Genomic DNA, 13739 nt, shown 5'->3' with positions numbered 1-13739 from the left:
GGGCGCCCTGGGCGGCGCTGGCTGGCGTGCCGCGAGGCCGCGACAGACCGAACGGGAGGCGGGTGACGGGCGCGATCGACGGGCCGGCGGCATCCGCGGCCGGCAGGGTGATCGGCTCGGTCGACGGCGAACCCGGTCGACTGCCCGGCCCCCTGCCCGGCGTGCCGGTCGGCTGTGCCGGCCGGGTCGTCGCGGGCTTCTTGCCCGCTGGCGGGCCTTCGAACCCCTGGGGGCGCCTCATCGTGGCGCGCGGGTCATCCGCGCACCCGGGTGAGAGATTCGAGCAGTTGCGGCACGATGCGGTAGACGTCACCGCAGCCGAGGGTCACGACGAAGTCACCGTCGCGGGCGATCGAGGCGAGGTAATCGGCGGCATTCTGCCAGTCGGGCACGAAGGCGACCCGGTCGGCGTTCTGGAAGCGTTCGGAGACAAGCGCGCCGGTCACGCCGGGTTCGGGGTCTTCCCGGGCGCCGTAGACATCCAGAACGATGGTCTGGTCGGCGTAGGTTTCGAGGGTGTCGGCGAATTCCTGGGCGAACAGCTTGGTGCGGCTGTACAGGTGGGGCTGGTGCACGGCGATGATGCGGCCGGACCCGACCACGGTGCGGGCAGCCGAGAGGGCGGCGGCGACCTCGGTCGGGTGGTGCGCGTAGTCGTCGTAGACGCTCACTCCGCCGACCGTGCCGTGCAGCTCGAAGCGGCGCTCGGTGCCGCCGAACTCGGCGATCGCGTCGAGCGAGGCCTGCGGCTCGAAACCGAGGCCGACCAGCACGGCGAACGCTCCGGCCGCGTTGATGGCGTTGTGCTTGCCGGGGATGCGCAGGCCGGCCGAGTAGTCGGCGCCGTTCCAGGCCACGGTGAAGCGTACCGGGCCGTCGGTGACGATGGAGTGCACCCGTACGTCGGAATCGGGGTGCTCGCCGAAGGTCACGACGCGCGGTGTCGAGCCGGTGGGGTGCGCCGCAAGGTGGGCGGTGACGCGCACGGCGCCGACGTCGTCGGAGGACACGACGACGAGTTCGGAGGCGTGCCCCGCGAAGTCGACGAAGGCAGCCTCGAAGGCTTCGAGCGAGCCGTAGTGGTCGAGGTGGTCGGGGTCGACGTTCGTGATGAGCGCCACGTTGGTGTTGTAGAGCAGAAACGAGCCGTCTGACTCATCCGCTTCGACGACAAAGAGGTCGTCGGCGCCGCTCGCGGAACTCACTCCGAGGGACTCGATCACTCCCCCGTTGACGAAGCTCGGGTCCTGGTGCAGCCCGAGCAGGCCGGTCACGATCATGCCGGTGGAGGTGGTCTTGCCGTGAGCCCCCGCGACCGAGACGAGCCGGTGGTTCTGGATGAGCCAGGCGAGGGCCTGGGACCGGTGCAGTACCGGCAGGCCGCGCTCGCCCGCGAGCACGTACTCGGGGTTGTCCTGCCAGAGGGCACCGGTCACCACGAGCGTGTCGGCGTCGCCGACGTTGGCCGCGTCGTGCCCGATGTCAACCCGGGCGCCGAGGGCCCGCAAGGCGAGCACGTTGTCGGATTCACGCACGTCGGAGCCGGTCACGGTGTAGCCCTTGTTGATGAAGAGCCGTGCGATGCCGCTCATTCCCGAGCCACCGATGCCCACGAAGTGCACCTTTCCGAGGTCGGCTGCGACGGTGAGGGTGAGATCGGGCTTGATCACGTAAGAACACTCATTTCGGATCGGACTTGCTGGCTGAAGGGTCGAAAGTCAAGGTTACGCGCCGCGCCCGAGGCGTACGGCGTGCCGGGTGAGGTCATAGACGCGCGCGGAGCCGTCGAGCAGTCCGACGGAGGCCGCGGCCGCGGCCATGAGGCTGACCCGCTCGCGATCATGCAGCAGGGGCACCAGGCTGCGGCTCACCCACTCGGGCAGAAAGTCGGCGTCATCGACGAGTAGCCCGCCGCCGACCCGGACCACGTCGGCCGCGTTGAAGCGCTGTTCGCCGTTGCCGACCGGGTAGGGCACGTAGACGGCCGGTACGCCGAGGGCGCAGAGCTCGCTGACGGTGGCGGCCCCGGCGCGGGAGACCGCGAAGTCGGCCGCGGCGAGGGCCAGATCCATGCGGTCGCAGTAGGCGACCTGCCGGTAATGATCCAGGTCCGGATCCGCTGTCTCGGCGCGCTCCCCCACGATGTGCAGAACCTGCCAGCCCGCCGCGATCAGCGCCGGAGCAGACTCGAGCATCGTCGCGTTGAGACGGCGGGCTCCGAGCGAGCCGCCGGTCACGAGCAGTGTCGGTCTGGCGGGGTCGAGGCCGAAGAAGCCGAGCGCTTCGGGCCGGGCCGCGGCGCGGTCGAGGCGTTCGATTTCGGGCCGCAACGGCATGCCGACGAGTTGAGCGTGGCGAATCGGTGTGCCCTCGAAAGCGACGCCGACCCAGGGCGTGAAGCGCGCGCCCAGCTTGTTGGCCAGGCCCGGTTTGGCGTTGGCCTCGTGAATGATGATCGGGATGCCCGCGCGGCGGGCCGCGAGGTAGGCCGGCGTGGCGACGTAGCCACCGAAACCGACGACAATATCGACCCGGCGTGAGCGGATGACCTCGGTCACGCCCGCAACGGCGGCCAGAAACCTCGGCAGAAAGCTCAGCGCCTGCCGGTTCGGTCGACGCGGAAACGGAACCCGCGGCACCGTCACGAGTTCGTAGCCCCTGGCCGGCACCAGGCGCGCCTCGAGGCCCTCGCTGGTTCCGAGAACCAGCACCGTGGCATCCGTTTCCCTCGCGCGAATCATGTCGGCGACGGCGAGCAGGGGGTTCACGTGGCCGGCGGTGCCGCCGCCCGCGAGCAGATAGGTCGTCATCAGTGAGGTGTCTTTTCGTTGGCGGTGGAGGCGGCGAGCTGCGCGGCGCGCTCGGCTGGGCTGTCGCCAGAGCGGTCGCCGCGGGCAAAGGAGAGCACAACTCCAATGGCGACGAGCGTCGTGAGCAGAGCGGTACCGCCGGCCGAGATGAGCGGCAGCGGCACCCCGAGCACGGGCAGCACGCCGAGCACGACGCCGATGTTGACGAAGGCCTGGCCGATGATCCAGACCATGACGGATGCCGTGGTGATGCGGGCCTGAACACTGCGGCTCGATCGCATCACGCGCAGAAACGCAAAGGCCAGAAGAATGAACATGAGCAAGACGACGACGGCGCCGATCAGGCCGAGCTCTTCGCCGACGATCGCGAAGATGTAGTCGTTGTCGGCGGCCGGAAGCCAGGACCATTTGGCGCGGGAATTGCCGAGTCCGACGCCGAAGATTCCGCCGTTGGCCATGGCCCAGGTTCCGTGCAGCGGCTGCCAGCACTCGTCGGAGATGGACCCGTCGGTGATCGCGCAGTCGTCTTCGGCGAAGCTCATGATGCGTTTCAGCCGGTTGTCGCTGGTCAGGGCGAGGAGGACCGCGCCAGCAGCTCCGATCAGCAGCGGAATCACGAGCAGCCTCAGCTTGACTCCGGCGTAGAACAGGGCTCCGAAGAGAATGCCGGCCATGATGATGACGGTGCCGAGGTCGCCGCCAATCATGACGAGCCCCACCGCTCCACCACCGACCCCGAACACCGGAATGAAGATGTGGCGCCAGTCGTCGAGGTGGTTCTGCTTCTTGGCGAGGATCACGCCGAGCCAGACGACGAGGGCGAGTTTGATGGCTTCCGAGGGCTGGAACTGGATTCCACCCGGAAGCGTGAGCCAGTTGGTGTTGCCGGCGATCTCGAACCCGAGCGGGGTGAAGACCACGAGGCCCTGCAGAAAGCAGGACGCCAGCAGGGCGAGCCAGCTGATGCGTTCCCAGAACTTGAGCGGCATCCGGCTGACCAGAAGCATGAGCGGCACCCCGATGAGGGCGAACATGCCCTGGCGCAGGATGCCGCCGAAGAAACCCATGTCGGCGAGGTAGGAGTCGACACTCGACGAGGACAGCACCATGACGAGGCCAAAGGCCACGAGGAACAGGGTCGTGCCGAGCAGAAGGAAATAGTTGGCGGACTCGGCCCTGAACACGCGACCAAGGCTGATGCGGGCGGTGTGGCCGGCTTGATCTGCGGCGTCTGGTGCGGTCTCGACGGGGTTCGAGTGAGGCGGCCGTGTCATCCGCCCCACCTCCTAGCTTTCATTCAAATAATCATTCACGGCCCGCGCAAACGCGGTGCCGCGCTGGGCATAACTGTCGAACTGGTCCATTGACGCGGCGGCCGGGGCGAGAAGCACCACGTCACCGGGCTGGGCCAGTTCGGCCGCCCGGTGTACCGCCAGCGGCATGACCTGTTCAGTGTCATCCGAATCGATCTCGAACACGGTGAGGTCGGGGGCGTGTCGCCGGAATGCATCGCGCAGAGCCGAGCGATCCACACCGATGATGATGGCTCCGCGCAGGCGCGTCACGTGCCTTTCGACGAGCACATTGACGTCGACGCCCTTCAGCAGCCCGCCGACGACCCAGACAACCGAGTCGCACGCGGCGAGTGAGGCGTTGGCGGCGTGCGGGTTGGTCGCCTTCGAATCATCGATCCAGCGGATGCCGCCGCGCTCGGCGACCTCGGCGATGCGGTGGGCGTCGAGGCTGAAGCCCTCGAGCGCCGCGCGCACCTGCGCCGGGGGCACATCGAACGAGCGGGCGAGGGCGCTTGCGGCGAGCACATCGGCCACAACGTGCGGGGCGCCGAGACCCGCACGTTCGAGGTCGGGCACGGTCGTCAGCTCGAGGGCGCGGTCGGCGCGGTCATCGAGAAAGGCACGGTCGCAGAGGATTCCCTCGACGACGCCGAATTCGCTGGGGCCGGGAACGCCGAGACCGAAGCCGATGGCGCGGGCACCCTCGGCGACCTCGGCCTGCTCGACCATCAGCCGGGTGGCGGCATCCGCCGTGTTGTAGATGCAGGCAACCCGGGTGTTCGCGTACACGGTGGCCTTCGCGGCGCGATAGGCCTCGGCCGACCCGTGCCAGTCGAGGTGATCGTCGGCCACGTTGAGGCAGACGCTCGCCCAGGGCGCCAGGGCGCCGGGCCCGCTGCGCGGCAGGTGGTGCAGCTGATAGCTCGACAGTTCGACGACGAGCACGTCCCAGCCCTGCGGGTCGCGGATCGCATCGAGCACGGGCACGCCAATGTTGCCGCACGGTGCCACCCTGTGGCCCGCCGCGGCAAGCATTGTCGCGGCGAGCTGTACCGTCGTGGTCTTGCCGTTGGTGCCGGTCACGAGCATCCACTCGGCGACGGGCAGGATCTTGTCGCGCAGGCGCCAGGCCAGCTCGATATCGCCCCAAACCGGCACGCCGGCGGCGGCGGCCCAGAGCAGCAGCGGGTGGTCGGGGTGAAACCCCGGGGACACGATGAGCAGCTCGGGCCGGTGTTCGACCAGCTCGGCCGGAGCAGTACCGGGCTCGAGGCCGTTCAGGTCGGCCTGCACGAGACCGGCACCGATGACGCCGAGCAATTGAGCGCGCTCGGCGTCGGGGCCGGCGGGGGTCACGGGCGACGTGACGACGAGCACGCTGGCACCCAGCTCAACCAGGGTGTCGGCGGCCGCAAAGCCGGTCATGCCGAGGCCGAGCACACCCACGCGCAGTCCCGACCAGTCGGAACGCCAGCTGGTCAGCGTCTCAAGATCGACGCCGGTCAATTGGGCACCGCGGAGAGCCACTCGAGGTAGAACGCCCCGACACCGGCGGAAACCAGCAGCCCGCCGATGATCCAGAAGCGCACCACCACGGTGACCTCGGCCCAGCCCTTGAGTTCGAAGTGGTGGTGGATCGGGCTCATCAGGAAGATGCGCTGTCCCTTGGTGATCTTGAAGTAGGCGCGCTGCACGATGACGGACCCGGCCTCGATGACGAAGAGTCCACCGATCAGAATCAGCAGGAGCTCGGTCTGGCTCAGGATCGCCAGCGCGGCCAGGGCTCCGCCGATGGCGAGCGACCCGGTGTCACCGAGGAAGATCTTGGCCGGAGAGGTGTTCCACCAGAGAAACCCGATCAGCCCGCCGACGATCGCGGCCGAGACGACCGCGAGGTCGAGCGGGTCACGAATCTCGTAGCAGCGATAGGCATCCGCCGCGTCGGTGCCGCCGAAGCAGGACTGGTTGAACTGCCAGAATCCGATCACGATGAAGGAACCGATCGCGAGGATCGATGAACCGGTCGCGAGGCCGTCGAGCCCGTCGGTCACGTTGACGCTGTTCGAGGTCGCCGCGACGATCAGGCAGATCCACACGATGAACAGGGCAATGCCCACGACCCCGCCGAGCGCCATGAAGTCGAGCGGGGTGTCTCTGATGAAAGAAATATGAGTGGATGCCGGCGTCAGGCCGTTCTGATTCGGAAACTGCAGCGACAGGTAGGCGAAGACACCCGCAACGATGACCTGGCCGGCGATCTTCTGCCAGCCGCCGAGCCCAAGACTGCGCTGATTGCGGGTCTTCAGAAAATCGTCGAGAAAGCCGACGAGGCCGAGCCCGACCATCATGAACAGCACGAGCAACGGTGTTGCCGTGAACGGCTCCCCCGCGAGCAGCTTGGCGGCGAAGAAGCTCAAGACGGTGCCGAGGATGAGGATGATGCCACCCATCGTCGCGGTGCCGCGCTTGGCGTGGTGGCTCTGGGGGCCGTCGTCGCGAATGAACTGGCCCCAGCCGAGCTTCTTGAACAGCCGGATGAACAGCGGCGTCAGGAACAGGGTGAAGCACAGCGAGAATGCGCCGGCCATGAGCAGTGCTCTCACGAGAAGAACTCTCCCAACCGGTCGCCGAGAAACCGCAGGCCCGCGGAATTGGAGGATTTCACGAGTACGGTGTCTCCCGGTTTGACGATGGTGCAGAGCAGGGCGAAGGCTTCGTCCGGCGTGTCGACGTAGGCCGACTCGCTGTCCCAGGAGCCTTCGTTGATCGTGCTGATGTGCATGCGGCGGGCGGCGGGGCCGACCACCACCTGCTGGGAGATGTTCAGGCGCACGGTGAGCAGCCCGATGCGGTCGTGTTCTTCACCGGACAGGGCGCCGAGTTCGGCCATTTCGCCGAGCACGGCGATGGTGCGCTGGCCGGGTTCGCGAATCTGGGCGAGCGTTTTCAGAGCCGCGGTCATCGAGTCGGGGCTCGCGTTGTAGGCGTCGTTGATGATCGTGACGCCGTCGCGGCCCCCGAGCACCTCCATGCGCCAGCGTTCGGCGCGCTCGACCGACTCGAGGGCGGCAACGATGGCCGGCCCGGAGACGCCGAGCGATTCCGCGGCGGCCGCCGCAGCGAGGGCGTTCATGACGTGGTGTTCGCCGAGCACCTTGAAGTGCACCGGGAATTCGGCGCCGTCGGACAGGTGCAGGGTGAAGCTCGTACCGGCGCGCGAGGCACGGATGCCGCTGGCCCGCACGGATGCCGTACCGGCCAGCCCGAACCAGAGCACGCGGCCGCGGGTCAGCACGGCCATTCCGGCGACGCGCGGATCGTCCGCGTTCAGTACCGCGACATCCGCGGGCGTGAGCTCGGTGACCATCTCGGACTTGGCCGTCACGGTCGTCTCGATGCCGCCGAATTCACCGGCGTGGGCGAGCCCGACGGTGAGCACGATTCCGACATCGGGGCGGGCGAGCTTCACGAGGGTGGCGATCTTGCCGAGGCCGTTGGCACCCATCTCGACGACGAGAAATTCGGTGTCGTCGGTAACCTCGAGCATGGTCATCGGGGCGCCGACCTCGTTATTGAACGAGCCGCGCGGCGCGACTGTCGGACCAACGCCCTCAAAAATTGCGCGGAGCAGGTTTTTCGTGGTGGTCTTGCCGTTTGAACCGGTCACCCCGATGACCTTCAGACGCCCGCGTGCCCGAACCTCGGCCACGACGTGGGCGGCGAGAGCGCCGAGGGCGAGCACGGCGTCAGCAACGACGATCTGGGGTACCGGGAGGTCGAGCGCGTGCTCGACGATCAGCACGGCCGCGCCCTGATCGACCGCGCTGGGGGCGAACAGGTGCCCGTCGGTCTCGGCGCCCGGCTTGGCGACAAAGATCGAGCCGGGCGTGACGAGTCGGGAATCGGTCTGTACCGAGCCCGAGACCACGAGGTCACCCGCCGATGCGGCGGCTGCCACGGGGAAGCCGTGCAGCACACCGGAGGTGGCGGCGGCGATCTGGTCGAGCGTGAGCGCGATCACTTACAACCACCCGGCTTCGCGCAGGGCTTCGCGGGAGTCGTCCCGCGCTGAGTAGGGAATCTTGACACCGGCAACCTCGTGATACTCCTCGTGACCCGGCCCCGCGTACAGGATCGTGTCGCCCTCGGTCGCGAGGGACAGCGCCGTGCGGAATGCCGCCCGGGGGTTGGGAACCTCGTGCAGCTCCCCCGCAGGGTTCGCCGCGCGGGCCGCCGCGAGCAGGGTCGCGCGAATGGCGGCCGGGTCTTCGAAGCGGGGGTGAAAGTCGGTGATGACGACCACGTCGGCGCCGCGGGCAGCGATCGCGCCCATATCGTCACGCTTGGTGGTGTCGCGGTCGCCGTCGGCGCCGAAGACCATGATCAGACGGCCGGTCGTGAAGGGGCGCAGGGCTGCCAAGGTGTTCAGGAAGGCGTCGGGGCTGTGCCCGTAGTCGATGATCACGAGCGGTCCGGTGTCGCCGGAGATACGCTCGGCGCGCCCCGGGATGTAGGCGTCGATGCCGCCGTCTCGGCTGAGGCACGCGTCGATCTCACTGAGCGCCACGCCGGATTCGACGAGCATCACGATGGCGAGGGCCGCGTTGGCGGCCATGAACCACCCGAGCAGCGGCACCCGGGTCTGCAACCGGGCACCGCCCGGGCCCTCGAGCACGAATTCGGTGTGCACGGCACTCGCGCCCACGACGTTCATGTGCCAGTCGGCTGGAATCTCGGGCTGGTTGCTGATCGTCGTCAGCGGGATGCCTGCCTCGAGCACGATGCGGCGGCCCCAGTCCGAATCGACGGTGACCACACCGCGCCGGGAGCGGTGGGGCTGGAACAGTTCGAGCTTCGCGGCGAAGTACTCGTCGAGGCTCGCGTAGTCGTCGAGGTGGTCGTGGCTGAGGTTCGTGAACCCGGCAATGTCGAAGACCAAGCCGTCAACCCGGAACCGGCTGAGCGCCTGGGCGGAGACCTCGATGCCGACCGCCGTGACCTTGGCCTCGTTCATGCGGGCCAGGAGGGCGTGCAGTTCACTCGCCTCCGGGGTGGTGAGAGAGCTTGTCACGGCGAGATCGCCGATGCGACGCTCGGCGGTCGAGGTGAGTCCGCTCGTCACTCCGAGCTGCGTGAGCACGGCGAAGAGCAGGTAGACGACGCTCGTCTTGCCGTTCGTGCCGGTCACCGCGAACAGCGTCGCGGGGTTGTCGGCCGTGCCGTAGATCCACGCGGCGACCGCGCCGAGAGCGGCGCGGGCATCCGGTGTCACGAGTACGGGCAGTCCGCTGCCGGCCGCGATGAGGGCGCCGGCTTCATCGGTCAGGATGGCGACGGCGCCGGCCTCGCGGGCCTTCACGGCGTAGGCGGCGCCGTGACTGTTGCGGCCGGGAACGCCCACATAGAGGTCACCGGGCTGTACGGCGCCGGTGCTGAGACTCACGCCGCTGACGAACACCGTGTCGAGGGAGCCACCGCTGCGCAGGCTGAGGGCAAACTGGTCTACCAATCCCTGCAGGCCCCGCGAAACGGGGTGCTGGGGGCGAAGGGCCGAGGGAGCCGAGGGCACCTGGGGAGTCACGGGGCTCATGGTTTTATCAACACTTTGTTATAACCAGCACTTTCTAACGAACACATCGAGCACACACTTCTAACGAACACACTTTTTACCAGGTGGCGGGGAGGTCGGGCGCGGGTGCGCCGGAAGGAACCGCCCGGTACTTCTTGAGCGCCTGACTCATGACCTTCTGAAAAATCGGGGCCGGAGCGGCAGACGTATTCATATTAACAGGGTCGGCAAGACTGACCGACACGACGTACTCGGGGTCGTCGGCCGGAGCGAAACCCGACACTGACACCAGGTACCCGTCGGAGTATCCGCCGTTGCCGTCGGGCATCTGCGCGGTGCCGGTCTTGGCAGCGACCCGGTAGCCGGGGATTTCCCAGATCTTCTTGACCCAGCTGTTCTGGTACACCATCTCGAGGATGTCTGCGGTGTCGCGCGCAGCGGACTGCGAGATGACCTGGCTTCCGGTGGCGCTCGGCTGGTCGGTGAGGGTGCCATCGGCCTGCCGGCAGCCCTCGATCAGCTGCACGGGCATGCGCACGCCGCCATTAGCGATGGTCTGGTAGATGCTGGAAATCTGCAGGGCGGTGGTGGTGAGCCCCTGGCCGAACATGGTGGCGTACTGGGTCTGGCTGTCCCAGTTCTGCGAGTCGCGCAGAATACCGGAGTCCTGAGCGGGGAAACCGGCTTCGGTGGCCGTACCCACCCCGAACTTCTTCATGTAGTTGTAGCGCTCTTCGCTCGAGAGCAGTTCGCCGAACTTGGACATGCCCGTGTTCGAGGAGTCGATCAGCACCCCGGTCATGGTCAGTTTGTCGTCGCCATGCCCGTGGCTGTCGGTGATATCGGCGCCGTTGGCCGGCAGGTACTGGTAGGGGGCGACGATCCCGCTGTTCACGGTCGCCTTGCCCGAATCGAGCACGGATGCCGCGGTCAGCGATTTGAAGGTCGATCCGGGTTCGAAGGAGGCCGTGAAGGCACGGGAACCTCGGTTTTGCGGGTCTTCGGTGCCGCCCACGTTGTTGGGGTCGACGCTCGGGTAGTCGGCCACGGCGACGAGCTTGCCGGTCTTGGCCTCCTGAACGACGACTGTCCCCCAGGCCGCGCCGGTGGCCTGGGCCTGCTCGGCGAGGGCCTGCTGCACGAACCACTGCAGGTCGGAATCGATCGTGGTCACGATGTCGCCGCCGTCGACGGCCTCGGTGGTCGTGACGCTGCTGCCGGGGATTCGCACCCCGTCGGCGCCCTTTTCGTAGGTTTCGGTGCCGTCGACGCTTGCGAGGCAGGAGTCTTCGCCGAGTTCCAGGCCCGCCTGGGCGTTGCCCTCTGAGGACACGAAGCCGACGAGGTTGCCGGCCACGGCACCGTTCGGATAGACCCGGCTCGGATTGGTGCGCGGGTAGATCCAGGGGATATTGAGTTCGTTGATGGCGCGCAGCGCGTCGACATCGACGGCGCGGGTCAGATAGGCGAAGTCCGACTCGGGATTGTCGGCCAGCGCCGCGTCGAGCATGGCTTCGATGTCGGGGCCGGTCTGCCCGGTGATGGCTCCAAGCTCGGCGGCGGCCTCCGCGACCGTCACCTCGACCTCCACGCCGTCGACCGTTCGCTCGAAGACGTTGGCGTTCTTGGGCGACGCAGTCACGTCGTAGCGCATGACCGAACCGGCCAGCACGACACCGTTGGCATCGAGGATCTCGCCGCGGGAACCATAGACGGTTTGGCCCACGGACCGGTTGCCGACGGAATCGGCGGTGAGGGCATCCGCTCGCACCACCTGGATGTCGACGAGCTTGACCACGAAGACGGCGACGACCGCGAACAGTACGACGACGGTGACTGCGACGCGACGCCGGCTGGAGTTGCCGCGCCGATTCGTTCCGGGCAGACGCGGCCCTTTATTCCTCGGCACGGGTAAATCCTTACTGCGGCGCAAGCCGCGGGTTTATCGGGTGGCGGGCGAGGGCAATCCGCTTTTGATCGGAACCGCGGGGGTGGGTGTGACTGCAACAGTAGCCGCGCCAACCTCGGCAGTGCCGAGCGACGCGTCGTCAATTTGGGTGAGAACGGCGGAATCGGCCAGCAGCGAGTTGGGGACCAGGCTCGCCGAGCCGCCCTGCGACCCGAGGGCCGAGCTGGGAGCGCCGAGGACGGCGCCGTCGGTGAGACGCAGGTAGACCGGGTTGGAGTTGCTGACCATGCCGAGGGACTCCGCGTTGGAGGCCAGGCTCTGCGGGGAGGACAGCCGAACGAGGTCCTGGCTCACGCTCTCTGCGGTGCGGCCGAGTTCGACCTGATCGCTGCGGAGGGTTGAGATCTCGTAGGCACCCTGGGAGATGCCGACGCTCAAGAGCAGCTGGGCCACGACGATTGCCGCGACCCCGGCGGTCGCGGTGATCGCGTAGGTGATGCGCGGTCGTTTGCGGTGGACGGGCGCCGGTGCCACGATTTCGAGTCGGCGCTCGGTCGGCGTCGTGGCCGGGTTCGGGGTGAAACTCGGTCGAACGCGTGCAAGATTGTCGCTCATTCGGCCCTCCTCAGTCGTTCGGCGGCGCGCAGTCGCACCGGGGTAGCACGGGGGTTCTCGGCTTTTTCATCCTCGGATGCCAGTTCGGCGCCGCGAATGAGGAGGGTGAAGACGGGTTTGTGTTCGGGCAGTTCGACCGGCAGCCCGGCCGGTGCTGTCGAACCGGATGCGGCGGCGAGTGCGCGCTTGACGAGCCGGTCTTCCAAGGACTGGTAGGCCATGACGACGATGCGGCCGCCGACGGCGACGCTCTCGAGAGCGGCCGGTATGGCGCGTTCGAGCACGGCGAGCTCTTGGTTGACCTCGATGCGCAGAGCCTGGAAGACGCGCTTGGCGGGATGTCCCATGCGCTGCACGGCCACCGGCGTCGCGGCCGTGATGACCTCGACGAGTCGGCCGGAACGCACGAACGGCGTCGCGTCACGGGACTCGACAATGGCCTTGGCGTACCGGGCGGCGAGCTTCTCTTCGCCGTAGTCGCGGAAGATGCGCCTCAGGTCGGCCTCGCTGTACTCGGCGAGGATGCGCTCGGCGGTGAAGTCCTGGGTGTTGTCCATGCGCATGTCGAGTGGGGCGTCTTTGGAGTACGAGAAACCGCGGTCGACGCGGTCGATCTGCAGCGACGACACACCGAGGTCGAAGAGCACGCCGGCCACCTCGGGAATGCCGAGTCCGGCCAGGGCCTCGCCGATGCCGTCGTACACGGTGTGCACGAGGTGGATGCGGTCGTGAAAGGGAGCGAGCCGCTCCCCCGCGATGGCGAGGGCGTCGGTGTCGCGGTCGAGTCCGACGAGCGTCAGCTCGGGGAATCGCTGCAGAAAGGCCTCGGCGTGGCCGGCCATGCCGAGCGTCGCGTCGACCAGTACCGCGCCGGGCGCACTGAGGGCCGGGGCCAGCAGCTCGATGCATCGTTCGAGCATGACGGGGGTGTGGATACCGCTGAGCGGGCTGTTGCTGGGGCTGTTGTTGGTTGTCATAATGCCGGGCCAGACCCTCGGTCCTGATTCCCATCCATTCCCAACCTGGCACCGGGGAAGTGTGTCAGGGGAAGAACGGCTGGGAGTCAGGGTCCAGGGGCTAGAAGAGTCCCGGAATCACCTCCTCCGTCGTGTTGGCGAATGAGATCTCCTGCTCGGCCAGGTAGGTGCTCCAGGCCTCGCTATCCCAGATTTCGACGCGGCTGCCGGCACCGATGACGGTGAGCTCCCGGTCGAGGCCCGCATAGGTACGGAGGTTGGCGGGAATGGTCACCCGATTTTGTTTGTCGGGTGTTTCCGAACTCGCGCCGGACAGGAATACCCGCAGGTAGTCCCGCGCCTGCTTGCTCGTCACCGGGGCCTGGCGAATCTTGTCGTGCAGCTCCTCGAACTCGCGGGTGCTGAAGACGTAGATGCAGTTCTCCTGGCCGCGGGTCATGACGACACCCGTGGAAAGTTCTTCACGAAATTTCGCGGGGAGGATGATGCGGCCTTTTTCATCGAGCTTGGGGGCGTAGGTCCCGAGGAACATCTCTACCCCTTCCCTTTTCGATGGATCCGCTC

11 protein-coding genes and 1 pseudogene are annotated in these 13739 nt (G+C 67.5%); all 12 read right to left on the bottom strand.

What is annotated here, in order from left to right:
- Positions 1-241: pseudogene (locus E3T55_RS08085) on the bottom strand (hypothetical protein); the annotation flags it as partial.
- A gap of 13 nt (positions 242-254) precedes the next feature.
- A complete protein-coding gene (murC, locus tag E3T55_RS08080; RefSeq protein ID WP_134519060.1) occupies positions 255-1670 on the bottom strand; it encodes a UDP-N-acetylmuramate--L-alanine ligase in 1416 nt (471 codons plus the stop codon).
- Positions 1671-1724: 54 nt separating this feature from the next.
- Entirely contained in the window at positions 1725-2810 is a 1086-nt protein-coding gene (gene murG / locus E3T55_RS08075; RefSeq protein WP_134519059.1) for an undecaprenyldiphospho-muramoylpentapeptide beta-N-acetylglucosaminyltransferase, read from the bottom strand.
- Positions 2810-4084: a putative lipid II flippase FtsW gene (ftsW, locus tag E3T55_RS08070; RefSeq protein ID WP_134519058.1), complete on the bottom strand. Its 1275-nt coding sequence runs from the start codon at positions 4082-4084 to the stop codon at positions 2810-2812. Before ftsW ends, murG begins: the two co-directional genes overlap by 1 nt.
- Before the next feature lie 12 nt (positions 4085-4096).
- The gene (murD, locus tag E3T55_RS08065) at positions 4097-5611 is read right to left on the bottom strand and encodes a UDP-N-acetylmuramoyl-L-alanine--D-glutamate ligase (RefSeq protein WP_174775448.1); all 1515 of its coding nucleotides are present in this window, start codon (positions 5609-5611) and stop codon (positions 4097-4099) included.
- Positions 5608-6708, bottom strand: a complete 1101-nt coding sequence (mraY, locus tag E3T55_RS08060; RefSeq protein WP_134519056.1) for a phospho-N-acetylmuramoyl-pentapeptide-transferase — start codon at positions 6706-6708, stop codon at positions 5608-5610. Before mraY ends, murD begins: the two co-directional genes overlap by 4 nt.
- A complete protein-coding gene (locus tag E3T55_RS08055) occupies positions 6705-8126 on the bottom strand; it encodes a UDP-N-acetylmuramoyl-tripeptide--D-alanyl-D-alanine ligase (RefSeq protein ID WP_134519055.1) in 1422 nt (473 codons plus the stop codon). Before E3T55_RS08055 ends, mraY begins: the two co-directional genes overlap by 4 nt.
- Positions 8127-9695, bottom strand: a complete 1569-nt coding sequence (locus tag E3T55_RS08050) for a Mur ligase family protein (protein WP_134519054.1) — start codon at positions 9693-9695, stop codon at positions 8127-8129.
- A gap of 76 nt (positions 9696-9771) precedes the next feature.
- Positions 9772-11583 carry a peptidoglycan D,D-transpeptidase FtsI family protein gene (locus tag E3T55_RS08045; RefSeq protein WP_241992945.1) on the bottom strand — a complete coding sequence of 604 codons (1812 nt, stop codon included), beginning with the start codon at positions 11581-11583 and terminating at the stop codon, positions 9772-9774.
- Positions 11584-11616: 33 nt separating this feature from the next.
- On the bottom strand, positions 11617-12198 hold the full coding sequence (gene ftsL, locus E3T55_RS08040) for a cell division protein FtsL (RefSeq protein WP_134519053.1): 582 nt from the start codon (positions 12196-12198) through the stop codon (positions 11617-11619).
- The gene (gene rsmH / locus E3T55_RS08035; protein ID WP_134519052.1) at positions 12195-13175 is read right to left on the bottom strand and encodes a 16S rRNA (cytosine(1402)-N(4))-methyltransferase RsmH; all 981 of its coding nucleotides are present in this window, start codon (positions 13173-13175) and stop codon (positions 12195-12197) included. The genes ftsL and rsmH overlap by 4 nt, the downstream gene beginning before the upstream one ends.
- 100 nt (positions 13176-13275) lie before the next feature.
- Complete coding sequence (gene mraZ / locus E3T55_RS08030) at positions 13276-13707, bottom strand: division/cell wall cluster transcriptional repressor MraZ (RefSeq protein ID WP_134519051.1); 432 nt, start codon at positions 13705-13707, stop codon at positions 13276-13278.
- Between the last annotated feature and the right edge of the window lie 32 nt (positions 13708-13739).

This window comes from Cryobacterium frigoriphilum, from assembly GCF_004403305.1.
GTDB classification, from domain to species: Bacteria; Actinomycetota; Actinomycetes; order Actinomycetales; family Microbacteriaceae; genus Cryobacterium; species Cryobacterium frigoriphilum.
Note: the sequence above shows the minus strand (reverse complement) of the source record. Positions and strands in the feature narration are given on the sequence as shown.